Source organism: Variovorax defluvii (assembly GCF_039541515.1).
Lineage (GTDB): Bacteria > Pseudomonadota > Gammaproteobacteria > Burkholderiales > Burkholderiaceae_C > Variovorax > Variovorax defluvii.
In genome coordinates, this window is sequence record NZ_BAABGJ010000060.1 from 53,947 (window position 1) to 79,724 (window position 25,778).

The 25,778-nt window shown below is 68.8% G+C and carries 24 protein-coding genes and 3 tRNA genes; all 27 read left to right on the forward strand.

Annotation, left to right across the window (positions count from 1 at the left end; translation table 11 throughout):
• Complete coding sequence (locus ABEA07_RS18950; protein ID WP_345539774.1) at positions 1-1,626, forward strand: AMP-binding protein; 1,626 nt, start codon at positions 1-3, stop codon at positions 1,624-1,626.
• Positions 1,623-2,795: a thiolase family protein gene (locus ABEA07_RS18955; RefSeq protein WP_345539775.1), complete on the forward strand. Its 1,173-nt coding sequence runs from the start codon at positions 1,623-1,625 to the stop codon at positions 2,793-2,795. Before ABEA07_RS18950 ends, ABEA07_RS18955 begins: the two co-directional genes overlap by 4 nt.
• A gap of 85 nt (positions 2,796-2,880) precedes the next feature.
• Positions 2,881-4,125, forward strand: coding sequence for an SDR family NAD(P)-dependent oxidoreductase (locus ABEA07_RS18960; RefSeq protein WP_345539776.1), 1,245 nt, complete (start codon positions 2,881-2,883; stop codon positions 4,123-4,125).
• Between the two features lie 118 nt (positions 4,126-4,243).
• Positions 4,244-5,056: a cyclase family protein gene (locus ABEA07_RS18965; protein ID WP_345539777.1), complete on the forward strand. Its 813-nt coding sequence runs from the start codon at positions 4,244-4,246 to the stop codon at positions 5,054-5,056.
• Positions 5,053-5,784 (forward strand): SDR family NAD(P)-dependent oxidoreductase, encoded by a 732-nt coding sequence (locus ABEA07_RS18970; protein ID WP_345539778.1) that lies wholly within the window; start codon positions 5,053-5,055, stop codon positions 5,782-5,784. The genes ABEA07_RS18965 and ABEA07_RS18970 overlap by 4 nt, the downstream gene beginning before the upstream one ends.
• Positions 5,785-5,938: 154 nt before the next feature.
• Positions 5,939-7,090, forward strand: a complete 1,152-nt coding sequence (locus tag ABEA07_RS18975; protein ID WP_345539779.1) for an ABC transporter substrate-binding protein — start codon at positions 5,939-5,941, stop codon at positions 7,088-7,090.
• Between the two features lie 18 nt (positions 7,091-7,108).
• Entirely contained in the window at positions 7,109-8,251 is a 1,143-nt protein-coding gene (locus ABEA07_RS18980) for an ABC transporter substrate-binding protein (RefSeq protein WP_345539781.1), read from the forward strand.
• 144 nt (positions 8,252-8,395) lie between these two features.
• A complete protein-coding gene (locus ABEA07_RS18985; protein ID WP_345539782.1) occupies positions 8,396-9,712 on the forward strand; it encodes an aromatic ring-hydroxylating dioxygenase subunit alpha in 1,317 nt (438 codons plus the stop codon).
• Positions 9,709-10,173 carry an aromatic-ring-hydroxylating dioxygenase subunit beta gene (locus ABEA07_RS18990; RefSeq protein WP_345539783.1) on the forward strand — a complete coding sequence of 155 codons (465 nt, stop codon included), beginning with the start codon at positions 9,709-9,711 and terminating at the stop codon, positions 10,171-10,173. The genes ABEA07_RS18985 and ABEA07_RS18990 overlap by 4 nt, the downstream gene beginning before the upstream one ends.
• 32 nt (positions 10,174-10,205) lie before the next feature.
• Positions 10,206-11,366, forward strand: a complete 1,161-nt coding sequence (locus tag ABEA07_RS18995; RefSeq protein WP_345539785.1) for an ABC transporter substrate-binding protein — start codon at positions 10,206-10,208, stop codon at positions 11,364-11,366.
• Between the two features lie 47 nt (positions 11,367-11,413).
• Positions 11,414-12,469 carry a branched-chain amino acid ABC transporter permease gene (locus ABEA07_RS19000; RefSeq protein ID WP_345539786.1) on the forward strand — a complete coding sequence of 352 codons (1,056 nt, stop codon included), beginning with the start codon at positions 11,414-11,416 and terminating at the stop codon, positions 12,467-12,469.
• Entirely contained in the window at positions 12,466-14,307 is a 1,842-nt protein-coding gene (locus tag ABEA07_RS19005) for a branched-chain amino acid ABC transporter ATP-binding protein/permease (RefSeq protein ID WP_425584156.1), read from the forward strand. The genes ABEA07_RS19000 and ABEA07_RS19005 overlap by 4 nt, the downstream gene beginning before the upstream one ends.
• The gene (locus ABEA07_RS19010) at positions 14,304-15,035 is read left to right on the forward strand and encodes an ABC transporter ATP-binding protein (protein WP_345539787.1); all 732 of its coding nucleotides are present in this window, start codon (positions 14,304-14,306) and stop codon (positions 15,033-15,035) included. The genes ABEA07_RS19005 and ABEA07_RS19010 overlap by 4 nt, the downstream gene beginning before the upstream one ends.
• On the forward strand, positions 15,025-16,623 hold the full coding sequence (locus ABEA07_RS19015; protein ID WP_345539788.1) for an ATP-dependent acyl-CoA ligase: 1,599 nt from the start codon (positions 15,025-15,027) through the stop codon (positions 16,621-16,623). Before ABEA07_RS19010 ends, ABEA07_RS19015 begins: the two co-directional genes overlap by 11 nt.
• Positions 16,624-16,627: 4 nt before the next feature.
• On the forward strand, positions 16,628-17,395 hold the full coding sequence (locus tag ABEA07_RS19020; RefSeq protein ID WP_345539789.1) for an SDR family NAD(P)-dependent oxidoreductase: 768 nt from the start codon (positions 16,628-16,630) through the stop codon (positions 17,393-17,395).
• Positions 17,396-17,440: 45 nt separating this feature from the next.
• A complete protein-coding gene (locus ABEA07_RS19025) occupies positions 17,441-18,217 on the forward strand; it encodes an SDR family NAD(P)-dependent oxidoreductase (RefSeq protein WP_345539790.1) in 777 nt (258 codons plus the stop codon).
• Positions 18,214-18,720 carry a MarR family winged helix-turn-helix transcriptional regulator gene (locus tag ABEA07_RS19030; protein WP_345539791.1) on the forward strand — a complete coding sequence of 169 codons (507 nt, stop codon included), beginning with the start codon at positions 18,214-18,216 and terminating at the stop codon, positions 18,718-18,720. Before ABEA07_RS19025 ends, ABEA07_RS19030 begins: the two co-directional genes overlap by 4 nt.
• A gap of 282 nt (positions 18,721-19,002) precedes the next feature.
• Complete coding sequence (trpE, locus tag ABEA07_RS19035; RefSeq protein ID WP_345539792.1) at positions 19,003-20,505, forward strand: anthranilate synthase component I; 1,503 nt, start codon at positions 19,003-19,005, stop codon at positions 20,503-20,505.
• Between the two features lie 23 nt (positions 20,506-20,528).
• Positions 20,529-21,113 carry an anthranilate synthase component II gene (locus tag ABEA07_RS19040; RefSeq protein ID WP_345539801.1) on the forward strand — a complete coding sequence of 195 codons (585 nt, stop codon included), beginning with the start codon at positions 20,529-20,531 and terminating at the stop codon, positions 21,111-21,113.
• Between the two features lie 5 nt (positions 21,114-21,118).
• Positions 21,119-22,165 carry a low-specificity L-threonine aldolase gene (gene ltaE, locus ABEA07_RS19045; protein WP_345539794.1) on the forward strand — a complete coding sequence of 349 codons (1,047 nt, stop codon included), beginning with the start codon at positions 21,119-21,121 and terminating at the stop codon, positions 22,163-22,165.
• A gap of 18 nt (positions 22,166-22,183) precedes the next feature.
• On the forward strand, positions 22,184-23,212 hold the full coding sequence (gene trpD / locus ABEA07_RS19050) for an anthranilate phosphoribosyltransferase (RefSeq protein WP_345539795.1): 1,029 nt from the start codon (positions 22,184-22,186) through the stop codon (positions 23,210-23,212).
• 16 nt (positions 23,213-23,228) lie between these two features.
• On the forward strand, positions 23,229-24,029 hold the full coding sequence (trpC, locus tag ABEA07_RS19055) for an indole-3-glycerol phosphate synthase TrpC (protein ID WP_345539797.1): 801 nt from the start codon (positions 23,229-23,231) through the stop codon (positions 24,027-24,029).
• A 5-nt stretch (positions 24,030-24,034) separates the two neighbouring features.
• On the forward strand, positions 24,035-24,730 hold the full coding sequence (locus ABEA07_RS19060; protein ID WP_425584157.1) for a uracil-DNA glycosylase: 696 nt from the start codon (positions 24,035-24,037) through the stop codon (positions 24,728-24,730).
• A gap of 123 nt (positions 24,731-24,853) precedes the next feature.
• Positions 24,854-24,939, forward strand: a tRNA-Tyr gene (locus tag ABEA07_RS19065).
• 119 nt (positions 24,940-25,058) lie between these two features.
• Positions 25,059-25,132, forward strand: a tRNA-Gly gene (locus tag ABEA07_RS19070).
• Positions 25,133-25,171: 39 nt separating this feature from the next.
• Positions 25,172-25,246: transfer RNA gene (locus ABEA07_RS19075), tRNA-Thr, on the forward strand.
• A gap of 72 nt (positions 25,247-25,318) precedes the next feature.
• Positions 25,319-25,778, forward strand: a 460-nt coding sequence (locus ABEA07_RS19080; protein WP_345538989.1) for a GTP-binding protein, incomplete at its 3' end; no start/stop codon positions are given.

Genomic DNA, 25,778 nt, shown 5'->3' on the forward strand with positions numbered 1-25,778 from the left:
ATGCTGCACAGCACCGTCCATCAATGCTTTGCCGCGACGGCGGCACGCACGCCCGATGCGGAGTTCCTGTTCACCGAATCGGTGACGGCGAAAGCCTACGGCATCGAGCCCGGCGCAATCCGCTGGGGCGAGGCTTCAGCGCAGATCGAGCGCCTGCGCCAGTACTACGCGGCCGCGGGCTACGGCCATGGCCACCGCGTCGGCCTGCTGCTGGAGAACCGGCCCGCCTTCCTGCTGCACTGGCTCGCGCTCAATGCCCTGGGCGTGAGCGTGGTGCCGATCAATGCCGAGATGCGCTCGGCGGAGCTGGTCTACCTGATCGGCCACAGCGAGATCGCGCTGGCCGTCACGCTGCCCGAGCGCGCCGGCGATCTGCGTGCGGCGGCGGCGCAGGCCGGCATCGCTTTCGAGACGATGGGCCCCGACGATGCGGTGCCGACCGCGAAGGCGCCCGCGCCCCGCGCGCACGAGCCGATCGACAACGACACCGAATGCGCGCTGCTCTACACCTCCGGCACCACCGGCCGGCCCAAGGGTTGCATCCTGAGCAACGCGTATTTCCTGCGCGCGGGCGAGTGGTACGCCGCGCTCGATGGCGTCTGCGCCATCCGGCCCGATGCCGAACGCGTCATCACGCCGCTGCCGCTGAACCACATGAACGCCATGGCCTTCTCCACCATGGTGGTGCTGACGGCCGGCGGCTGCCTGGTGCAGCTGGACCGCTTCCATCCGAAGAGCTGGCTGGCCAGCGCGCGTGAAAGCCGCGCCACCATCGTCCACTACCTGGGCGTGATGCCCGCGATGCTGCTGGCCGCGCCCGAATCCGCCGCCGATCGCGACCACGCGATCCGCTGGGGCTTCGGCGCCGGCGTGGACCGCAAGAACCACGCGCCATTCGAGTCGCGCTTCGGCTTCCCGCTGGTCGAGGCCTGGGCCATGACCGAGACCGGCGCCGGCGCCTGCATCATGGCCAACCGCGAGCCGCGGCAGGTGGGCACGAGCTGCTTCGGCCGTGCGCAGGACTACGTGGAGGTCCGGCTGCTGGACGACGAGGGCCGCGACACCGCGGTCGACCAGCCGGGCGAACTGCTGGTGCGTTCCGCGGGTGCGGACCCACGGCGCTATTTCTTCTCGGGCTACCTGAAGGACGAGGAGGCGACGCGCGAGGCCTGGGCCGATGGCTGGTTCCACACCGGCGACCTGGTGCGGCGCGATGCCGAAGGCAACTTCTTCTTCGTCGACCGCAAGAAGAACGTGATCCGCCGCAGCGGAGAGAACATTTCGGCGGTGGAGGTGGAGAGCGTGCTCAACCAGCATCCGGCCGTGAAAGCCTCCGCCGTCGCCGCCACGCCCGATGCGGTGCGCGGCGACGAGGTGCTGGCCTGCATCGTCCTGCGCGAGGACGCCGACGCGTCGGACCCTGCACGCGCCGCCGCCAGCATCGTCGAGCACACGCTCGCCCAGTTGGCCTACTACAAGGCGCCCGGCTACGTCGCCTTCGTCGATGCGCTGCCGCTGACGCCGTCGCAGAAGATCCAGCGCGGCCAGCTGCGCGAGCTGGCCCATGCGCTGCCGGGGCAGGCCCGGTGCGTCGACACGCGGGCCATGAAGAAGAGGCAGCCATGAGGCGATCGCGCCAGTCCTACGAAGGCGTCGCGGTCGCCGTGCCGGTCACGGTGCCCTACGTGCGCTACTCGACGCGCAGCGCGCACTGGTTCGTCGGCCAGGCCCTCGAGGCCCTGGTCAAGGCCAGCGGCGTGCGCAAGGAAGAGATCGACGGCCTGAGCCTCAGCAGCTTCTCGCTGGCGCCCGACACCGCCGTGGGCGTGACGCAGCACCTGGGCCTGTCGCCCCGCTGGCTGGACCACGTGCCCACCGGCGGCGCCTCGGGCGTCATGTGCCTGCGCCGCGCGGCCCGTGCCGTGCAGGCCGGCGATGCCGACATCGTGGCTTGCGTGGGAGCCGACACCAACCACGTCGACTCGTTCCGCCTGACGCTGGGCAGCTTCAGCAACTTCGCGCGCGATGCGAGCTACCCCTACGGCTCCGGCGGGCCGAACTCCATCTTCGCGATGATCACCGCCAACTACATGCGGACCTTCGGCGCGAAGCGCGAGGACTTCGGGCGCATCGCCGTGGATCAGCGCACCAACGCGCTGGGCAACCCGAACGCGATGTTCAAGAAGCCGCTCACGCTCGACGAGTACATGGGCGCGCGGCCGATCTCCGACCCGATTCACCTGTTCGACTGCGTGATGCCTTGCGCCGGCGCCGAAGCCTTCCTCGTGATGAGCGAGGCGCGTGCCCGCGACCTGGGCCTGCGCCACGTCGTGATCCGCGGCGCCATCGAGCGCCACAACGCCTACGCCGAGGACCCGGTGATGGTGCGGGGCGGCTGGCGCAAGGACCGTGACGATCTCTACGCGCAGGCCGGCGTGAAGCCCGCGGAGCTCGACTTCGTCCAGACCTATGACGACTACCCGGTGATCGTGATGATGCATTTCGAGGACCTGGGCTTCTGCGAGAAGGGCGAGGGCCCGGCATTCGTGCGCGCGCACACGATGACCTTCGACGGCAGCTTTCCCAACAACACCAGCGGCGGGCAACTCTCGGCCGGGCAGGCCGGCGCGGCGGGCGGATTCCTCGGCATGGTCGAGGCGATCCGGCAGCTCACCGATGCAGCCGGCCCGCGCATGGTCCCCGATGCGAAGCTGGGCCTGGTCGCAGGCTTCGGCATGGTGACCTACGACCGCTGCCTGTGCACCGGCGCCGTCATCCTCGGGAGGCAGGAATGAACGACCCCCACGTTTGCCGCTGCGCGGCTGCACTGCCCCCCGAGGGGGCCGCGCGCCTGCCTTGGGGCGGCCCGGCGGAGGCGCTATGACCATGCCCCTGATGCGCCCCAAGCGCAAGAACCCGGTGCTGCGCACGCGGCAGATGAACCTTCCGCCAGGCTCGCGCGGCCGCGTCGCGCTGGGCATGACCGCCGCCGCGGCCGAGGGCCGCTTCGAGTTGCAGACCTGCGAGGACTGCGGCACCGTGCAGTACCCGCCGCGCGAGGCCTGCCACAAGTGCCTGTCGCCGCGCCTGCACTGGCGCGCGCAGAGCGGCGAAGGCGAACTGCTCGCCACCACCACCCTGCACCACAGCAACGACCTGTTCTTCCGCGAGCGCCTGCCCTGGCGCTTGGGCCTGGTGCACCTGGCCAGCGGCCCCACGCTGATGGTGCACCTGCACGGCGAGGTCGGCGACGCTCCCTCGCCCGTTCGCGTCGGCGCGCGGCTGGACCGCGCGGGGCAGGCGGTATTGATCGGATTCCCGAAGGAAGGAAGTGCCCATATGGCCGACGACAAGATGCTGCGCGAGATGACCAGCGACCCCAAGTTCCGCAAGGCCCTGGTGACCGACGGCAAGACCGAGGTGGGCCAGGCCATCGTGCGTGCCCTGGTGAAGGCCGGCGCCGACATCGTCTGGGTCGGCCATGCCGAGCCCTGGAAGAAGCTGGGCGGCCTGGAGGACATCACGGCCCTGCCGCAGGTGACGCTGGTGCCGCTGGACCTGACCAACGGCCGCTCGGTCACCGAACTGGCCGGCGAGATCGGCGGCAAGGTCGACATCGTGATCAACAACGCCGAAGTCCACCGCACCTTCGGCATCGGCGCGCGCCGCGGCACGGATGTGGCCAAAGCCGAGATGGATATCAACTACTTCGGCTTCCTGCGGCTGGCGCAGGAGTTCGGGCCGGCGCTCAAGGGCCGTTCGGCCGATGGCGTGACCGGCGCGACCGCCTGGGTCAACCTGCTGTCGATCTACGCGCTGGCCAACTACCCGCCGCACGGCACCTTCAGCGCCTCCAAGGCGGCGGCCTATTCGCTCGCGCAATGCCTGCGCGCGGAGATGCGGCCGGCCGGCATCCGCGTGATCAACGTGTTCCCGGGGCCGATCGACGATGAATGGAACCAGCATCAGCCGCCGCCCAAGCTCGCGCCGTCCGCGCTGGCCAATGCCATCGTGAGAGCGCTGCGCGACGGCGTCGAGGATGTGTATCCCGGCGACGTGGCGCAGGAATGGCTGGAGCGCTGGCGGGACAACCCCAAGGTGCTCGAGCGTGAACTGGAGAAATGACGCTCTCCCCCAGGCTCCCCCACTTCGTGTGGTCCGCCAACCCCCTCACCGGGGGCAACACCAGCGGCCCGGCAAAGCCGGTTCCGCGGTGTTCCTGAAAAAGAGATTGGAGCACCTTATGACGATGACTGATGAACTGATGTCCACCGCCGAGATCCTCGGCGGCCTGGTGGGTGCATTGGCCAGCGGCCGCATCCGCGTGGTCGACCTCACGCAGACGCTCACGCCCGAGTTCCCGCAGATCGCACTGCCGCCGGAGATGGGGCAGTGCTGGCCCTTCCGCATCGAGGAGGTGTCGAAGTACGACGAGCGCGGGCCCGGCTGGTACTGGAACAACTTCTCCTGCGGCGAGCACACCGGCACGCACTTCGATGCACCGATCCACTGGATCTCCGGCCGCGACCTGCCGAACAACTCGGTCGACACCATTCCCGTCCAGCACTTCGTCGCGCCGGCCTGCGTGATCGACTGCGCGAAGGAGGTCGCGGCCGATCCCGACTATCTGATGACGGTGGACGACATCGAGCGCTTCGAGGCGGCGCACGGCCGCATTCCCAGGGGGGCCTGGGTGCTGATGCGCACCGATTGGTCGAAGCGCACCGACCCCGAGGCCTACCAGAACTTCGACGAGACCGGCCAGCACACGCCCGGCCCGAGCACGGAGGCGGTGCGTTTCCTGGTCGAGCAGCGCGACGTGCTGGGCTTCGGCTCCGAGGCGATCGGCACCGATGCCGGCCAGGGCTACCACCTGCGGCCGCCCTATCCCTGCCACTACTTCATGCACGGTGCCGGCCGCTACGGCCTGCAATGCCTGAGCAACCTGGACAAGTTGCCGCCCACCGGGGCGGTGCTGATCTGTCCGCCCTTGAAGATCGAGAAGGGCAGCGGCAGTCCGCTGCGGGTGCTCGCCCTGGTCGGAGCGCAGCCATGAACCTCACGCATCCCGTGGCCGCCGTCACCGGCGGCAGCGCCGGCATCGGCAAGGCGATCTGCGCGGACCTGCTCGCGCAAGGCTACGAAGTGGTGTCGCTCGCGCGGCGCCGCTGCGAGATCGACCACCCCAAGCTTCACAGCATCGAGGTCGACCTGATGGACCGCGCTGCCACGGCCCAGGCCGCGCAGGAAATGGCCAGGCGCTTCGAGGTGCGCACGCTCGTGCACAACGCCGGCGTGATCCGCCCGGCGCTGCTGTCCGAGGTGAAGCTCGACGATCTCGACGCGCTGGTCGAACTGCACCTGGGCTGTGCCATCCAACTGGCGCAGGCGGCCCTGCCGGCGATGCGGGCCGAGGGCTTCGGCCGCATCGTGCTGCTGTCCTCGCGCGCCGCGGTGGGCCTGGCCACGCGCACCAGCTATTCGGCCACCAAGGCCGGCATGCTGGGCATGGCGCGCACCTGGGCGCTGGAGCTCGCGCCGGAGGGCATCACCGTGAACGTGGTGGCGCCCGGGCCCATCCGCACCGACATGTTCCACGAGGTGGTGGAGGCAGGCAGCGACAAGGAGCGCCAGCTCGCGGCCTCGGTACCGGTCAAGCGCCTCGGCGAGGCGGCCGACGTGGCACGGGCCGTGCGTTTCTTCGCCGACCCGGCCAACAGTTTCGTCACCGGGCAGGTGCTGTACGTGTGCGGCGGCACCAGCGTGGGCAGTCTCGCGCTTTAGGTGCGCGCGGCGGCAGGACACAGGAAAACCCTCTCGTTGTTTCCCTTGTCTTCACCGCCCTGCTTCGCTAGCATCGTTTAGATCTAAACATTTCATAAATCATGTTCAGCGGCCAGTCCCGTTCGCGGAATCGTTCAACTCAAGGAGCATCGTCATGAAAGTCACGACCCGGATCTGCGCCCTCGCGGGCATTGCCTTCGCCTTGAGCGCCGCGGGCGCCGCCTGGGCGGCTGACTACAAGGTCGGCTTCATCACCTCGCTGTCGGGGCCGGTGTCCTCGCTGGGCATTCCCTACGAGAAGGGCATGAAGGCCGCGCTGGCCTACAAGTCGGAGCTCAACGGCCGCAAGATCCAGCTGGTGCAGCTCGACGATGCGTCCGACCCGTCCACCGCCGCGCGCAACGCGCGCAAGATGATCGACGAGGACAAGGTCGACGTGATCATCGGCACGGCCGGTTCCCCTGGCGCATTGGCCATCGCCGCCGTGGCGCGCGAGACCAAGACGCCGCTGATCTCCATCGCCAACGCGAACCTGCCGGGCGAGGAGGGCGCATGGATGGTCACGCTGCCGCAGCCCGCACCGCTGATGCTCAGCGCGGTGGTCGAGCAGATGAAGAAGTCCGGCGTCAAGACGGTGGGCTACATCGGCTTCTCCGACGCCTGGGGCGACCTGGTCTATGACGCGCTCACCAAGAGCGCCCCGGGCGCCGGCATCAAGGTGGTGAGCAACGAGCGCTATGCGCGCGCCGACGCCTCGGTCACCGGCCAGGTGCTGAAGATCGTCGCGCTCAAGCCCGATGCGGTGATCACCGGCACTTCGGGCACGCCGGGCGCGCTGCCCTATCTCGCGCTGCAGGAGCGCGGCTACAAGGGCCAGATCTACGGCATGCACGCGCTGATCAACCCCGACTTCGTGCGCGTGGGGGGCAACGCGGTCGAGGGCCTGCTGGCGCCGACCGGGCCGGTGATCGTGGCAGAGCAGCTGCCGGAATCCAACCCCATTCGCAAGACCTCGATGGAGTTCCGCGCCGCCTACCAGAAAGCCAACGGTGCCGCGCCGACCGACGCCTTCTCGGCCTACACCTTCGACGCCTGGCTGCTCTTCCTCGACGCCGCCCAGCGCACCAAGGGCGAGCCCGGCACGCCGGCCTTCCGCTCGGCCCTGCGCGATTCGATCGTCAGCACCAAGGAGCTGGTGGGCACGCACAGCGTCTACAACTTCAAGCCCAACGACCGCTATGGCTCCGACGACCGCTCGCGCGTGGTCGTGAAGCTCGAAAAAGGCCAATGGAAGCTGGTCCCCTGATCCATCGTTGAAAACCACATGAACAACATCGCACGTCTCGTCGGCCTCACGGCCATCGCCCTGGCCGCGGCCCATGCCAGCGCAGCCGACCTGAAGATCGGCTTCATCAGCTCGCTGTCGGGGCCGGTCTCTGCACTGGGCATCCCCTACGAAAAGGGCATCCGCGCCGCCATCGCCGAGCATCCGCAGCTGGCCGGCCGCAAGGTCGAGCTGATCGTGCTGGACGATGCCTCCGATCCCACGACCGCGGGCCGCAACGCCCGCAAGCTGGTGGTGGAGGACAAGGTGGACGTGCTGATCGGCAGCTCCGGCGTGCCCAATGCGATGGCGATCGCCGCCGTGGCGCGCGAGCTCAATACGCCGCTGATCTCGCCCACGCCGGTCACCATTCCCGGTCCGGAGGGCGCGTGGACCGTGACCGTCTCGCAGCCCTTCCCGCTGATGGTGGCCGGTGTCGTCGAGCGCATGAAGAAGTCGGGCGTGAAGACGGTGGCCTTCATCGGCTTCTCCGATGCGCTGGGCGATCTGGCCTACGACTCGCTGGTCAAGAGCGCAGAGCCGGCCGGCATCAAGGTCGTGGCCAACGAGCGCTATGCGCGCACCGATTCGTCGGTGGCGGGGCAGGTGCTGAAGATCATCTCGGCCCGGCCCGATGCGGTCTTCGCCGGCAACTCCGGCACGCCCGGCGCGCTGCCCTATCTCGCGCTGCAGGAGCGCGGCTACAAGGGCGGGATCTACGGCACGCACGGCCTGATCAACGCCGACTTCGTGCGCGTGGGCGGCAGCGCCATCGAAGGCCTGCAGGTGCCCAGCGGCCCGGTGCTGGTAGCCGACCAGCTGCCGGCCGACAACCCGATCAAGAAGGTGTCGATGAACTTCCGCAGCGCCTACCAGAAGGTGCACGGCGCGGTGCCCACCGACGCATTTTCTTCCTACACCTACGACGCCTACCTGCTGCTGGCCGACGCGGCCTCGCGCACCAAGGGCGAGCCCGGTACGCCCGCCTACCGCACCGCGCTGCGCGACGCGATCGTGAGCACGAAGGAGCTGGTGGGCACGCACGGCGTCTACAACTTCAAGCCGGACAACCGCTACGGTTCGGACCAGCGCGCCGTGGTGGTGGTGCGCATGGAGAAGGGCCAGTGGAAGCTGGTTCCCTGAAATGACGCGCTCCCCCAGGCTTCGCGCACTTCGTGTCGCTTCGCCAACCCCCTCACCGGGGGCAACACCAGCGGCCCGGCAAAGCCGGTTCCGCGGTGTTCCCGGCGAAAAGGGTCGGCGCACTTCATCGAGCAGGGTGGGCAGATGACCGGCTACCGCGACCGTCCCCACGCCATCCGCGCGCTGGTGCAGGAAGACCGCGTGCATCGGGACCTGTACCTGAGCGAAGAGCTGTTCGCGCTGGAGCAGGAGCGCTTCTTCGCCAACACCTGGCTCTACGCAGGCCACGCCAGCCAGGTGCCGAACCCGGGCGATTACTGGTCGCTCGAGCTGGCGGGCCGGCCGTTGATGATGGTGCGCCAGCCGGACGGTGCGGTGCGCGTGCTCTACAACCGGTGCGCCCACAAGGGCAGCCGGCTGGTGAGCGACGAGTGCGGCAACGTGGGCAAGTTCTTCCGCTGCCCGTACCACGCCTGGACCTACAGGCTCGACGGCGCGCCGCTCGCGCTGCCGCTGAAGGCGGGCTACGAAGGCACGCGCCTGAAGGAATGCGAGTCGGGCCGGGGACTGGTGGAACTGAAGAACACGGCGGTCTACCGCGACTTCGTGTTCGTGCGCCTGTCCGACCAGGGCCCGGGCTTCGAGGACTACTTCGGCGAGGTGCTGGGCGCGATCGACAACATGGTCGATCGCTCGCCGGAAGGCCGGCTGACGGTCGGCGGCGGGGTGCTGCGCAACATCGTCCATTGCAACTGGAAGATGTACCTGGAGAACATCAACGACACGGTGCACCCGATGTCCACCCACGAGTCGGCCACCCAGGCGGCGAACGGGCTGTGGCAGGGCCGCGCGCCGGACGAGCCCAAGCCGATGGCGATGGAGCAGATCCTGCCTTTCGGCGCCGGCTACGAGTTCTTCGACAAGATGGGCGGGCGCGTGTTCGCCAACGGGCACAGCGTGCTGGGCGTCAACTTCAGCATTCATTCCAACTATGCGCAGCTGCCCGACTACGAGGCGGCGATGCGCGAGGCGCACGGGGCCGAGCGTGCGACCGAGATCCTGCAGCGCTCGCCGCAGAACTCGGTGTTCTTCCCCAGCCTCTCGGTCAAGGGCTCGCCGCAGGCGATCCGCGTCATCCGTCCGCTGGCGGCCGACCGCACGCTGATCGAGGCCTGGAGCTTCCGCGCGGCCGGCGCGCCCGATCTGCTGTTCGAGCGCGCGATGACCTACAACCGCCTGGTCTTCTCGCCCATGTCGGTGGTGGCGCACGACGACGTGCACCTCTTCGAGAGCATGCAGCGCGGCCTGGCCGCCGAAGGCAACGAGTGGGTGAGCCTGCACCGGAATTTCGACGTGGCCGAGCTGTCGCAGGACACGATCACCACCAACGGCACCAACGAGCTGCTGATGCGCAACCAGTTCCGCGCCTGGGCGAAGTACATGACGGAGCCGGCCGCATGACGGACGCCATCGACTTCGTCGTCGCCGAAGCCGCGCTGCTCGATGCCGGGCGCTTCGACGACTGGCTGGCGCTCTTCGCGGAAGACGGACGCTACTGGGTGCCTCTGCAGGGCGCAGCGCAGGCCGACCCGCTCACGCACAACTCGATCGCGTACGAAGACCGGCTGCTGCTGCAGCTGCGCATCGACCGCCTCAAGAACCCGCGGGCCCACTCGCAGCATCCGAAGAGCCATTGCCAGCATGTGCTGCAGCGCCCGGTGATCGGGCGCGAGAACGAAGCCGAGGTCGAGCTGGCCACGCCTTTCCTTTACGTCGAGTCGCGCGGCGAAGACCAGTTCCTGCTGACCGGCACCTGCCGCCATCGCCTGGCGCGCACCGGCGATGGCTTTCTGATCCGCCAGAAGCGCGTGGACCTGCTCAACGCCGGCCGCGCGCTGCCGGCCATCCAGTTGTTCATCTGACCCTGACCCATCCCACTTCCAGGAGCCACGACATGACGAAGAGTTTGACGAAGACCCTGGCGCGCAGCGCGCTGGCGGCGGCGCTGGCCGCCGGATTCGCGGCGGCCGCGCTGGCGGCCGATCTGAAAGTGGGGCTGAGCGTGTCGCTCTCCGGCCCCAACTCCTCCCTGGGCGTGCCTTATGCCAAGGGGATGCAGGCCGCGCTGGCGTACAAGGGCGAGGTCAACGGCCGCAAGATCCAGCTCGTGGTGCTGGACGACGGCTCCGACCCGACCACCGCCGGCCGCAATGCGCGCAAGCTGGTGGACGAGGAGAAGGTCGACGTCCTGATGGGCACCTCCGGCGTGCCCGCCGCGATCGCGATGGCGCAGGTGGGGCGCGATGCCAAGGTGCCGATGATCGGCCTCACGCCGATCCTGCTCGACCCGGCCGAGAACGGCTGGGTCTTCACCGTGGCCCAGCCCACGCAGCTGATGATCGACGCGGTGGTGCAGCGCATGAAGAAGGACGGCGTCAAGACGGTAGGCTACATCGGCTTTTCCGATGCCTGGGGTGACCTGGTCTACAACGCGCTGATGAAGTCGGCGCCAGGGGCCGGCATCAAGGTGCTGGGCAACGAGCGCTATGCGCGCGCCGATGCGTCCGTCACCGGCCAGGTGCTCAAGCTGCTGGCGCTGAAGCCCGACGCGGTGATGACCGGTGGCGCCGGCACGCCTGGCGCGCTGCCCTTCCTGGCCTTGCAGGAGCGCGGCTTCAAGGGGCCCATGTACGGCCAGCATGGCCTGATCAATCCCGACTTCGTGCGCGTGGTGGGGGCGGCGGGTCAGGGCGCGTTGATGCCCACCGGGCCGGTGATCGTGGCCGAACAGCTGCCGGCCGACTACCCGACCAAGAAGATCGCGATGGACTTCCGCGCGGCCTTCCAGAAGGTCAACAACGCGCCCACCAGCGATGCCTTCTCGGCCTATTCCTTCGACGGCTGGCTGGTCTTCCTGGATGCCGCGGCGCGGGCCAAGGGCGAGCCGGGCACGCCCGAGTTCCGGCAGTCGCTGCGCGACGCGATCGCCAGTACCAAGGAGGTGGTGGGCACGCACGGCGTCTACAACTTCAAGCCCGGCGATCTGTACGGCGTGGACGAGCGCGCGCGCGTGATTGTGAAGCTGGAGAACGGCCAATGGAAGCTGGCCAACTGATGGCGCTTTAGCGGCATCCCGACGGAACTGAGCGGAGGAACTTCTTCATGACACCGGACGTGGCATTGATCCTGGGCATCGACGGCCTGGCGAACGGCGCCGTTTATCTTCTGGCCGGGCTGGGGCTGGTGCTGATCTTCTCGGTCACGCGCGTGGTCTTCGTGCCCTTCGGCGATGTCGCGGCTTTCGCCGCGTTGACGCTGGCCGCCTTCGAGACCGGGCGCGTGCCGCCGACCATCGGCCTGGTGACGGTGCTCACGGTGCTGGCGCTGCTGACCGAGATCGGCAGCCTGCTGCGCCGCGGCGAGACCGCGCGCATTCCCCGCGCCGTGCTGGGCTGGGGCGTGCTGCCTTTGGTGCCCTGCCTGCTGGCCTGGCTGGCCAGCCGTCCCGGCGTGCCGGCGCCGCTGCACATCGCGTCCGCGGTGCTGCTGGTGGTGCCGATCGCGCCCTTGCTGGCCCGCGTGGTGTTCCAGCCGATCGCCGATGCCTCGGTGCTGGTGCTGCTGATCGTCTCGCTGGCGCTGCACTTCCTGCTGTCCGGCCTGGGCCTGCTCTTCTTCGGACCGGAGGGCTCGCGCACGCAGCCGCTGGCCGGGGGCTCGCTGCCGCTGGGCGACGGCTTCACCGTGAGCGGGCAGGTGATCCTGATGGTGAGCGCGGCGATCGTGCTCAGCGGCTTGTTCTTCCTCGTGTTCGAGCGCACGGTCGCCGGCAAGGCGCTGCGCGCCACCGCGGTCAACCGCGTCGGCGCGCGGCTGGTGGGCATCCGGCCGGCGCGCACGGCGCTGCTGGCCTACGGCTGCGCCTCGCTGCTGGCGGGGCTGATCGGCGTGCTGATCGCGCCCGTGACCACGATGTACTACGACTCCGGCTTCATCATCGGACTGAAGGCCTTCGTGGCGGCCATCATCGGCGGGCTGGTCAGCTACCCGATGACGGCCATCGGCGCGCTGGCGGTCGGCGTGGTGGAGAGCTTCGCTTCGTTCTGGAGCGGGGCGCTGAAGGACGTGATCGTCTTCAGCCTGCTGATCCCGGTGCTGATGCTGCGCTCCTTCCTGAGCGTGCATTCGGAAGAGGAAGAAGAGGAGGTGGACCAATGAGCACCGCTCCCACAACGGGCGCCTTCGCCGAGTCCGCGGCGCCTGCCGCCACGCCCGCACGCCGCGCTTCGAAGCGCGCGCTCTGGATCGGCCTGCTGATCGTCGTGCTGGCGCTGGTGCCGCTCATGGCCGGCAACTTCACCGTCTCGCTGCTCAACGACATCGGCATCGGCGCGCTGGTCGCGCTGGGGCTGGTGCTGCTGACCGGCATCGGCGGCGCCACTTCCTTCGGGCAGGCGGCCTTCGTCGGCATCGCGGCCTATGCGACGGCCTGGCTCAGCACCGCGCAAGGCCTCTCGCCGTGGATCGGCCTGGCCTTCGCGCTGGCGCTCACGGGCCTGTCGGCGCTGGCCATCGGGCTGCTGACCCTGCGCCTGGGCGGGCACTTCCTGCCGCTTTCCACCATCGCCTGGGGGCTGTCGATCGCCATGCTGTTCGGCAACGTGGACGCGCTGGGGCGCCACACGGGGCTGTCCAACATTCCGCCTCTTCACGTCGGCGGGCTGTCGCTGGCCGATCCGCGCGCGATCTTCTACCTGATCTGGGGGCTGGTGGGCCTGGCCTTCCTGTTCAGCCACAACCTGCTGCAGTCGCGGCCGGGACGCGCGATCCGCAGCCTGCGTGGCGGCTCGATCCTGCTGGCCAGCGTGGGCGAAGACGCCTACCGCGTGCGGCTCACGCTGTTCATGGTCGCAGCCCTGTTCGCGGGGCTCGCCGGCTGGCTCTACGCGCACATGAACCGCTTCGTCAGCCCCTCGCCCTTCGACGTTCGCGCCAGCATCGAGTACCTGCTGATGGCGGTGGCCGGTGGGCTGGGCAACCTGGCGGGTGCGCTGGTGGGCTCGGCGCTGGTGCTGATCCTCAAGAACGGCCTGCAGGACGTGCTGCCGCTGCTGACGCAGCGCGCGGGCCAGCTCGAGGCGGTGGCTTTCGCCGTGCTCTTCATCCTGCTGCTGCACTTCGCACGCGGCGGCGTGATGGGCTTCGTGCGGCGCTTCACGCGCGGGCGCAGCGCGGCGCCGCCGCGCGAGCTGGCGACGCCGGCCCCGCCGCTTCCGCACCGCACCTTGCCCGAGCGCGGCACGCCGATCCTGTCGGTGACCGGCGCGGTCAAGCGCTTCGGCGGACTGGTCGCGGTCAACGACGTGAGCTTCGAGGTCAAGGCGGGCGAGATCATGGGCCTGATCGGGCCCAACGGCGCCGGCAAGTCGACCATGTTCAATCTGTTGACCTGCACGCTGCCGATGACGGCGGGCCAGGTGCGCTTCCTCGGCCGCGACATCGCCGGCATGCCGCAGCGCAAGGTGGCACGGCTTGGCTTGGCGCGCACCTTCCAGCACGTGAAGCTGCGGCCGCACATGACGCTGCTGGACAACGTGGCGCTGGGGGCGCACGCGCGTACCACCTCGGGCGTGCTGAAGGCGGGCCTGCGCCTGGACCGCGCCGAGGAGCGCCAGATCCTGCAGGAGGCGCAGCGCCAGCTCGACCGCATCGGCCTGGGCGATCGCGCGCACGAGCTGGCCGGCAGCCTGCCCCTGGGCACGCAGCGCATCCTCGAGATCGCGCGCGCATTGGCGGCCGACCCGGTGCTGCTGGTGCTCGACGAGCCCGCCGCGGGCCTGCGCCGCAAGGAAAAGATGGCGCTGGGCGACCTGCTGCGCAGGCTGCGGGAAGAGGGCGTGACCATCCTGATCGTCGAGCACGACATGGACTTCGTGATGAAGCTGGTGGACCGGCTGGTGGTGATGAATTTCGGATCGAAGCTGGTCGAGGGCGTGCCGGCGGCGGTGCGCGCGGACGAGCGGGTGCAGGCGGCTTACCTGGGAAGTGTTGTATGACGGCGATGCTCGAGATTGGCGATCTGCATGTCTCGTACGGGCAGGTCGACGCGGTGCGCGGGGTGTCGCTCAACCTCGAACACGGGCAGATCATTTCGGTCATCGGACCGAACGGCGCGGGGAAGACCACGTTGCTCGCAGCCGCCATGGGCCTGCTGCCCTGCAAGGGGACGCTGCGCTTCGAGGGCGAGGACCTGCACGGCCTGGATGTGGAGGCGCGCGTGGAGCGCGGCCTGTGCCTGGTGCCGGAGAAGCGCGAGCTCTTCGGCGAACTGAGCGTGCTCGACAACCTGCAACTCGGCGCCTTCGGCAGCAAGCTGCGCAGCGATGCGCTGAAGAAGCGGCTGCAGTCGGTCTACGACCGTTTCCCGCGCCTGGCCGAGCGCCGTGCGCAGCGCGCCGACACGCTCTCGGGCGGCGAGCGCCAGATGCTGGCGGTGGGCCGCGCGCTGATGTCGGCACCGCGGCTGCTGATGCTGGACGAGCCCAGCCTGGGCCTGGCGCCGCTGATCGTGCGCGACATCCTGGCCATCGTGCGCAAGCTGCGCGAGGACGGCGTCTCCATCCTGCTGGTGGAGCAGAACGCGCGCGCCGCGCTGGAAAGCTCGGACCACGGCTATGTGCTGGAAACCGGCGAGATCGCGCTGACGGGTGCCTCGGAGGAACTGGCCAGCGACCCCCGCGTGCAAGCCACCTACCTCGGCGGGGGCACGCACGATGACGACTGAGCGCCACCCGAGCCCGTTGCCGCCGGCGCAGCGCACGCTGCCCGCGATGCTGGCGCGCCAGGCGGAGCGCTTCGGGACACGGCCGCTGCTGCGGATGGCGGGGCGGTCGTGGACGCATGCCGATGCGCAACACGCCGCCGCCGGTCGGGCCGCCGCGTTGGCGCAGGCCGGCGTGCAGCGCGGCGACCGGGTCGCCCTGATGAGCGGCAACCGCATCGAGTTTCTCGAAGTGTTCCTGGGCTGCGGCTGGCTGGGTGCGTCGACGGTGCCCATCAACACCGCCTCGATGGGGCCGCAGATCGCCTACTTCCTGCGCAACAGCGAGGCAAAGCTGCTGGTGATCGAGGCCGCCTTTCTCGAACGGCTGCGGGCGGCCGACCTCGCCGGCACGGGGCTGCGCGAGATCTGGGTGCTGGATGGCGCGGAAGACACGATCGCGCAGGTGCGCGTCGTGCCGTATCCCGCGCCGGGCGAAGCACTGGCGCCGGCGGCCGTGCAGCCCGGCGATCCGGTCGCCATGCTCTATACCTCCGGCACCACCGGGCCGGCCAAGGGCGTGGTGTGCCCGCATGCGCAATACCACTGGTGGGGCGTCAACAGCGCCGATGTGCTGGGCGTGGGCGGCGACGACGTGCTGTGCACGACACTGCCGCTGTTCCACATCAACGCGCTCAACACCTTCGCGCAGGCCGCGATCACCGGCTGCGAGGTGGTCTTCGAGCCGCGCTTCTCGGCGTCCGGTTTCTGGGCCTCGATGCGGGCCTCGGGTGCGACGGTCGTCTATCTGCTGGGCGCGATGGTGCCGATCCTGCTGGCGCAGCCCGAAGGTCCGGGCGAGCGCGACCATCGCGTGCGCGTCGGGCTCGGCCCCGGCGTGCCGGAGTCGGCGGCGCGCGCCTTCCTGGCGCGCACGGGCGTGCGACTGCTGGAGGGCTACGGGTCCACCGAGACGAACTTCGCCATCGCGACCACGCCCGACTCGCCGCGCGGCGGCGTGATGGGCTGGCTGCGCCCGGGCTTCCAGGCGCGGGTGGCGGACGAGGACGACGTCGAACTGCCGCCCGGCGAGGCCGGCGAACTGCTGCTGCGCGCGGACGAGCCCTATGCCTTCGCCAGCGGCTACTTCAACATGCCCGAGAAGACGGTGGAGGCCTGGCGCAACCTGTGGTTCCACACCGGCGACCGCGTGGTGCGCGACGCGGATGGGGCTTTCCGCTTCGTCGACCGCATCAAGGACGCGATCCGGCGGCGCGGCGAGAACATCTCGTCCTTCGAGGTGGAGCAGGTGCTGCTGAGCCATCCCGCGGTGGCCGCCTGCGCGGTCTACCCGGTGCGCTCCGAGCTGGCCGAGGACGAGGTGATGGCGGCGCTGGTGCTGCGCGAGGGCCAGCGCGTGGCACCTTCGCAGGTGCTGGCCTTCTGCGAGAGCCGGCTGCCCTATTTCGCGCTGCCGCGCTATGTCGATCTGCTGGACGACCTGCCGCGCACCGAGAACGGCAAGGTCCAGAAGTACAAGCTGCGCGAGCGCGGCGTGACGGCGCTCACCTGGGACCGGGGCCCGGGCGGACGGCCCCCGGCCAAGGGCTGAGACCATGGCGGCCAGGCCGGATCTGTTCTCGCTGGCGGGTCGCGCGGCCTTCGTGACCGGCGCCGGCCAGGGGCTGGGCGCGGCCATCGGGCGCGGGCTGGCGGAGGCCGGCGCGAAGGTGGCGCTGGTCGACGTGAACGGCGCGCAGGCCGAAGCCGTCGCGGCGAGTCTTCGAGAGGCTGGCCATCACGCCATCGCCATGCCGCTGGACGTGCGCGACGAGGCTGCATTCGCGCGCTGCTTCGGCGATGCCGTCGAGCGCTTCGGCGGGATCGACGTGATGGTGAACAACGCCGCCCGCACGCCCTCCACCGCCTTGTGGGACATCACGGCCGAGGAATGGGACGACGTGCTGGCCGTCAACCTGCGCGGCAGCTTCTTCGGCTGCCGCATCGCCGGGCGCCACATGCGGGAACGCGGTGCCGGGCGCATTGTCAACCTGGCTTCCATCGCCGGGCAGCAGGCGAGCGCGGCCACTGGCGCCCACTATGCCGCTTCCAAGGCCGGGCTGGTGGCGCTGACGCGCGTCTTTGCGCAGGAACTCGCGCCGCACGGCATCACCGTCAATGCCCTGGCGCCAGCCGCGGTGCGCGGTCCGGTGCTCGAGGCGATGGCGCCCGAATCGCAACGCCGGCTGGCGGCCGGCATCCCGGTCGGCCGATTCGGCGAGCCGGAAGAGGTCGCCGCGGCGGTGCGCTATCTGGCCTCGCCGGCCGCAGCCTTCGTGACCGGCGCCACGCTGGACCTCAACGGCGGCCGCTTGATGCGCTGAGCCGGGGTCGCTCGTTAGAATGGTTCAGTACTAAACATTTCAGGTATGCAAGCAATTCCATTGAAGGGCCGCCATGCGCTCGTGACCGGCGCGGCGCGCGGCATCGGGGCCGAGATCGCCCGCACCCTGGCCGCCGAGGGGGCCGTGCTGACTCTGCTGGGACGCGACCGCGCGGCTCTGTTGCGTGTGGCCGATTCGCTTCCGGGAACCGGCCACGGTGTGGTGACAGCGGACGTGGCCAGTCCGGACGCCGTCCCTGCGGCCTTCGCCCAGGCGCGCGCCGAGCGCGGTCCGGTCGCCATCCTCGTCAACAACGCCGGCGCGGCCGAGAGCGCGCCCTTCCACAAGACCTCGGCCGAACTGTGGCAGCGCATGCTGTCGGTCAACCTGACGGGCACCTTCCTCTGCACCCAGGCGGCGCTGCCGGGCATGCTGGAGGCGGGCTGGGGGCGCATCGTCAACATCGCCAGCACGGCGGGCCAGAAGGGCTATGCCTACGTCAGCGCCTACAGCGCCGCCAAGCACGGCGTGATCGGTCTCACGCGCTCGCTGGCTCTGGAGGTGGCGCGCAAGGGCGTGACGGTGAACGCAGTCTGTCCGGGTTACACCGACACCGACATCCTGCGCGACAGCGTGGCCAACGTGGTCGGCAAGACCGGCCGCAGCGAGGCCGAGGCGCTGGCGGAGTTCGCCGCCGTCAACCCGCAGCGGCGCATCGTGCAGCCCTCGGAAGTGGCCGACGCGGTGCGCTGGCTCTGCGGCGAGGGCGCGGCCTCGGTCACCGGGCAGTCGGTGTCGGTCTCGGGCGGCGAGGTCACATGAAGCAGCACGACCCCTCCCACGCGCTACTCAGCGACGCCGAGGAACTGGGCTACGAGGCGCGGGCCGGCACCGGGGACCACGCGGTGCTCAAGCTGTGGCTGCGCATGCTGGCCAGCACCGCCCAGGTCGAGTCGGAGATCCGCAAGCGGCTGCGCGAGAACTTCGACATCTCCCTGGCCCGCTTCGACTACATGGCGCAGCTCTACCGCTACCGCGAGGGGCTCAAGATGCGGGTGCTGTCGCGCTACCTCATGGTGACCGGCGGCAACGTTACCGGCCTGACCGACGAGCTGGAGCGCGAAGGCATGGTGCAGCGTTCGCCCAGCCCGGAGGACCGGCGGGCGTGGATCGTGAGCCTCACGCCCCAGGGCCGCCGCAGCTTCGAGGCGATGGCCAAGGCGCATGAAGGATGGCTGCTGGAGCTGTTCGCCGGGCTGGACGAGAAGGCGGTCCAGCAGCTCTACACGCACCTGGGCGCGCTGCGTGTGCACCTGGTGCGCTGATCACCGATCGTTGCGGCGGGGCTCGGACAAAGTGCCTGCAAGTACTTTTGGATCCGCGCGGGTCGTGGGCTAAACTCCGCGCTTCCATGTTCATTCATCACGTCATTCAGACAGGTCAAGGCGGCCGGGGAGCCTGGCCTTGGCGCACGCCATCGTTGCAGCCTGTTTGAATGCACGGCGCACGCCGTGCGCCCGCGGCCGAGGTCCATGCCGACACGGCCACCTTTCATGTGAATGACTCCGGCGACCCGATGGCGTCGCCGGTCGACGGAGACCCCACCCGTGATCACCGAACTCGAATTCAAGAGCCTCAGCACGCAGGGCTACAACCGCATCCCGCTGATGGTCGAGGCCTTTGCCGACCTCGAGACGCCCTTGTCCCTTTACCTCAAGCTGGCCCATACCAAGGAGGGCGGCCGCCACAGTTTCCTGCTGGAATCGGTGGTGGGCGGCGAGCGCTTCGGGCGCTACAGCTTCATCGGCCTGCCGGCGCGCACCCTGCTGCGCAGCACCGGCTTCGGGGCCGAAGCCCTGACCCAGGTCGTGACCGCCGGCGAGGTGGTCGAGGAGACCCGCGGCAACCCGCTCGATTTCATTGCGGCCTACCAACAGCGCTTCAAGGTGGCGCTGCGGCCCGGCCTGCCGCGTTTCTGCGGGGGGCTGGCCGGCTACTTCGGCTACGACACCGTGCGCCACATCGAGAAGAAGCTCGAGAACACCTGCCCGCCCGACACGCTGGGCTGCCCCGACATCCTTCTTCTGCAGTGCGAGGAGCTGGCCGTCATCGACAACCTCTCCGGCAAGCTCTACCTGATCGTCTACGCCGACCCGGCCCAGCCCGAGGCCTACGCCAACGCCAAGCGCCGCCTGCGCGAACTGCGCGAGCAGCTCAAGTACTCGGTGAGCGCGCCCCAGGTGCGCGCCTCGCAGGCGCATCCGCCGGAACGCAGTTTCGCCAAGGCCGACTACCTGGCGGCAGTGGAACGCGCCAAGGAACTGATCGCCGCCGGCGACTTCATGCAGGTGCAGGTGGGCCAGCGCATCAGCAAGCGGTACACGGAATCGCCGCTGTCCCTCTACCGCGCGCTGCGCTCGCTCAATCCCTCGCCCTACATGTACTACTACGACATGGGTGACCATCATGTCGTGGGTGCCTCGCCCGAGATCCTGGTACGCCAGGAGCACACCGGCGAGGGCGAGCAGAAGATCACCATCCGCCCGCTGGCCGGCACCCGGCCGCGCGGCGCCTCGGCCGAACTGGACAAGGCCGCGGAGCGCGAGCTGATCAACGACCCGAAGGAGCGCGCCGAGCACGTGATGCTGATCGACCTGGCGCGCAACGACATCGGCCGCATCGCCAAGACCGGCAGCGTGAAGGTGACCGAGGCCTTCGCCATCGAGCGCTACAGCCACGTGATGCACATCGTCAGCAACGTCGAAGGCACGCTGAAGGACGGCATGACCGCGATCGACGTGCTCAAGGCCACCTTCCCGGCCGGCACCCTGACAGGCGCGCCCAAGGTGCATGCGATGGAACTGATCGACCAGCTGGAGCCGACCAAGCGCGGCCTCTACGGGGGCGCGTGCGGCTACATCAGCTACGCGGGCGACATGGATGTGGCGATCGCGATCCGCACCGGCATCGTGAAGGACCAGACGCTGCACGTGCAGGCTGCTGCCGGGGTGGTGGCCGACTCGGTGCCGGAGCTGGAGTGGAAGGAAACGGAGGCCAAGGCGCGGGCCCTGTTGCGCGCGGCCGAACTGGTGGAGGAGGGTTTGGAATGAGTACCGCCGGACGTGAGGGCCCTATGAAACTGCTGATGATCGACAACTACGACAGCTTCACCTACAACCTGGTTCAGTACTTCGGCGAACTGGGGGCGCAGGTGGAGGTCCATCGCAACGACGAGATCACGGTCGAGGAACTGGGAGGGCGCATCGCCTGCGGCTTCGGCCGGCTCGTGATCTCGCCCGGGCCCTGCTCGCCGGCCGAGGCCGGCATCTCGGTGAGGGCGATCGAGACCTTCGCCGGCAAGCTGCCCATCCTGGGCGTGTGCCTCGGCCACCAGGCCATCGGCGCGGCCTTCGGCGCCAAGATCGTGCGGGCGCGGCAGCTCATGCACGGCAAGACCAGCGAGATCACGACCACCTGCGAGGGCGTGTTCGCCGGTCTGCCCGAGAAGTTCGTCGTCAACCGTTATCACTCGCTGTCCATCGAGCGCGCCAGTTGCCCTGCGGAACTGGCCGTCACCGCCTGGACCGACGATCAGGAGATCATGGGCGTGCGCCACACCGGCTATCCGCAGGCGGTGCGTATCGAAGGCGTGCAGTTCCATCCAGAATCCATCCTCACCGAGCACGGCCACGCCATGCTCAAGAACTTTCTGGAGTGAATGGCATGACGACCCTGGTGGACCTGCGCAGTGATACCGTCACCCGGCCGACCGACGCGATGCGGGCCGCCATGCTGGCCGCGCCGCTGGGCGACGACGTCTTCGGCGACGACCCGAGCGTCAACGCGCTGCAGGCGAAGATCGCCGAGTTGCTGGGTTTCGAGGCCGCCCTCTTCGTGCCGACGGGCACGCAGAGCAATTTCTGCGCGATCCTGGCGCATTGCCAGCGGGGTGACGAATACATCGTCGGCCAGATGGCGCATTGCTATCGCTGGGAAGGCGGCGGCGCTGCGGTGTTCGGGAGCGTGCAGCCGCAGCCGCTGGACCACCAGCCGGACGGCTCGCTGGCCCTGGCGGACATCGAGGCCGCGATCAAGCCCGACGACGCCCACTTCGCGCGCACACGCCTGCTGGCGCTGGAGAACACCCTGGGCGGCAAGCTGCTGCCGATGGACTATATGGAGCAGGCCACGCGGCTGGCGGCGCAGCGCGGTCTCGCGCGCCATCTCGATGGAGCACGCCTCTTCAACGCCGCAGTCGCCCAGGCGGCGCAGCGCGGCACCGGCGCGCTGGACGAGGCGCGGCGCATCGCGCAGTGCTTCGACAGCGTGTCCGTGTGCTTCAGCAAAGGCCTGGGTGCCCCGGTCGGCTCGGCGCTGTGCGGCTCGCGCGAACTGATCGCGCGCGCGCATCGCGTCCGCAAGATGGCCGGCGGCGGCATGCGACAGGCCGGCATGCTCGCGGCGGCCGCCTCGCATGCGCTGGCGCACCACATCGATCGTCTGGCCGAAGACCACGCGCTCGCGCGCCGCTTGGCCGAGGGGCTGGCCGGGATCGATGCCCTGAAGGTCGAGGCGCCACAGACCAACCTGCTCTTTGTCGATCTGATGGGCGAGGCGCAGGCGCGCTCGGCCGAACTGCTCGCGCACCTGAAGCAGCAGGGCGTGCTCGCCACCGGCCTCTACCGCCTGCGCTTCGCCACCCATCTGGACGTCGATGCCGCCGGCGTCGACCGCGCGATCGGCGCGATCCGCAGCTTCTTTGCCCACTGACACGAGGGAGACATCGCCATGCCCATCACACCCCAGGAAGCGCTTCAGCGCACCATCGAGCACCGCGAGGTGTTCCACGACGAGATGCTGCACATCGTGCGCCTCATCATGAGCGGCGAATGCTCGCCGGTCATGATGGCGGCGCTGATCACCGGCCTGCGCGTCAAGAAGGAAACCATCGGGGAGATCACCGCCGCCGCGCAGGTGATGCGCGAAGTGTCGACCAAGGTGCCGGTGACCGACACCCGCAACCTGGTCGACATTGTCGGCACCGGGGGCGACGGCTCGCATACCTTCAACATCTCGACCTGCTCGATGTTCGTTGCCGCGGCGGCAGGCGCCAAGGTCAGCAAGCACGGCGGGCGCAGCGTGAGCAGCAAGTCGGGCAGCGCGGACGTGCTGGAGTCGCTGGGCGTCGACATCAACCTCAAGCCCGAGCAGATCGCGAAGTGCATCGCCGAGGTCGGGATCGGCTTCATGTTCGCACCCAACCATCATCCGGCGATGAAGAACGTGGCGCCGGTGCGCAAGGAACTGGGCATCAAGACCATCTTCAACATCCTGGGGCCGCTCACCAATCCGGCCGGCGCGCCGAACATCCTGATGGGCGTGTTCCATCCGGACCTGGTCGGGATCCAGGTCCGGGCGCTGCAACGGTTGGGTGCACAGCATGCGCTGGTGGTGTATGGGCGCGATGGCATGGATGAGATCTCGCTAGGCGCCGCCACCATGGTCGGCGAACTCAGGAACGGCGAGGTGCGCGAGTACGAGTTGCATCCCGAAGACTTCGGCTTCGCGATGTCGAGCAACCGCACGCTGCGCGTCGAAACCCCCGAGCAATCCAAGGCCATGTTGCTGGGCGTGCTGGACAACCAGCCCGGACCGGCGCGCGACATCGTCATCCTCAATGCCGGCGCGGCGCTGTACGCGGCCGACCTGGTGGACTCCATGGGCGCCGGCATCGACCGCGCCCGCGCGGCGCTCGAATCCGGCGCGGCGAAGGCCAAGCTGGCCGAGCTGATCGCCTTCAGCGGCAGCGCGGCCTGATCGGGAGAGCCAAGGCATGTCCGACATCCTCGAGAAGATCGTCGCCGTCAAGCGGGAGGAGGTGGCTTCGGCCCGCAAGAAGACCTCCCTGGAAGCCATGCGCCAGGACGCCGAAAGCCGGGTGCTGACACGTGACTTCGTCGGTGCCCTGCGCGCCAAGATCGCTGCCGGCCAGGCGGCGGTGATTGCCGAGATCAAGAAGGCCAGCCCGAGCAAGGGCGTGTTGCGGGCGGACTTCATCCCGGCCGACATCGCGCAGAGCTATGCCGAGGGGGACGGCACCGTCAGCGCAGCTTGCCTTTCGGTGCTGACCGACCGGCAGTTCTTCCAGGGCGGCATCGACTATCTCAAGCAGGCTCGTGCCTCGTGCGAGCTGCCGGTTCTGCGCAAGGATTTCGTCGTCGACGCCTACCAGGTCTACGAATCGCGTGCGATCGGCGCCGACGCCATCCTGCTGATCGCGGCCTGCCTCGACGACGGGCAGATGCGTGAGTTCGAATCGATTGCAATGGGACTGGGCATGGCGGTGCTGGTCGAGGTGCACGACTCGGGCGAGCTGGAGCGCGCGTTGAAGCTGAGAACACCGCTCATCGGCGTCAACAATCGGAACCTGCGGACTTTCCAGGTTTCGGTTCAGACCACGCTCGATCTGCTGCCGGGGCTGCCGGAAAGTCGGCTGCTGGTCACCGAGTCGGGCATCACGCTGCGCGAGGACGTCGCTCGGCTTCGCGCCGCGGGCGTCCACGCGTTTCTCGTGGGCGAGGCCTTCATGCGGGCCGACGAGCCGGGCGAGGCGCTCGCCGCCCTGTTTCGATGAGCGCGATGCCCACCCAGCTGCAGACCAGCGATCCGGCCGACTGGCCGGTGGCCGCCGGCTGGCAGGCCCTCGTCGACGAGTTCTTCGGATCGGCGGCGGGATTGAAGCTGATCAACTTCCTGCACGAGCGGCTGAAGGCGGGCGCGGCAATCTTTCCGCCGCGTCCGTTGCGGGCGCTGGAACTGACACCGCCCGAAGCGGTGCGCGTTGTGATCCTGGGCCAGGACCCTTATCACGGGCGTGGCCAAGCCGAGGGGCTGGCGTTCTCGGTGGCGCCTGGAGTGGCGCTGCCGCCCTCGCTGCGCAACATCTTCAAGGAGCTGGAGCGCGATCTGGGCAAGCCGCCGCCCAGTTTTCCGCATCCTGGCGGCAGCCTGGTCCATTGGGCCACGCACGGCGTCCTGCTGCTCAACACCTGCCTGACGGTGGAGGAGGGGCAGCCGGCCAGCCATTCGGGCCGCGGCTGGGAGGTGTTGACCGATGCCGTCATCCGGCAGGTGGCCCAAGGCGAGCGTCCGACCGTGTTCATGCTGTGGGGCTCGCATGCGCAGAGCAAACGAACGCTGATCGACGGCCGCCGCCACAAGGTGCTGACGGCGAACCATCCCTCGCCGCTCTCTGCGTTGCGTCCGCCCGTCCCCTTCATCGGCTGCGGCCACTTCGGGCAGGCACGCGCATGGCGCGAAGCGCAGGGCCTTTGATTGACCCGGGCAAAATCCGCCGGTTCAGTGAGATTGGACCGCCGGCGGGGCGGTGACACCCCCAAGTTTCGGCGCCTTGTCATCGACCTGGCCTCCCAACCGTGCTATATTTCGAGGTTCGCCGGAGAGGTGGCCGAGTGGTTAATGGCAGCAGACTGTAAATCTGCCCTCTTACGAGTACGCTGGTTCGAATCCAGCCCTCTCCACCAGCGAAGAATGGATTTTTCGAGCGTTTGAATGACGGGTTTCGGTGCGAAGCTGGAAGGCGAAGTGCAGGACCCGGACCGTGCTGAGGTGCGGCCCGAGCCAAAAAGGGTTGCATCGCGATGCGGGAGTAGTTCAATGGTAGAACCCTAGCCTTCCAAGCTAATGACGCGGGTTCGATTCCCGTCTCCCGCTCCAGGATCCGTTTCGACGCAGGCGCCGGTTTTGAAGAATTTTGCCCATTTGGCTCAGTGGTAGAGCACTCCCTTGGTAAGGGAGAGGTCGCGGGTCCGATTCCCGCAATGGGCACCAGTCTTGGGGTTGCAGTCCGTAGATTGCAACCCCATGTCGGTGTGTTGATCTAGTTGTTTTTCGGAGTCGAAAATGGCAAAAGGAAAGTTCGAGCGCAAGAAGCCGCACGTGAACGTCGGCACGATCGGTCACGTGGACCATGGCAAGACCACCCTGACGGCGGCCATTGCCACGGTGCTGTCGGCCAAGTTCGGCGGTGAAGCGAAGGCCTACGACCAGATCGATGCGGCGCCCGAAGAAAAGGCTCGCGGCATCACCATCAACACGGCCCACGTGGAGTACGAGACGGCCAATCGTCACTACGCTCACGTGGACTGCCCCGGCCACGCCGACTACGTCAAGAACATGATCACCGGTGCCGCCCAGATGGACGGTGCCATCCTGGTGTGCTCGGCCGCCGACGGCCCGATGCCCCAGACCCGCGAGCACATTCTGCTGGCGCGCCAGGTGGGCGTGGGCTACATCATCGTTTACCTGAACAAGTGCGACATGGTGGACGACAAGGAGTTGCTGGAGCTCGTCGAGATGGAAG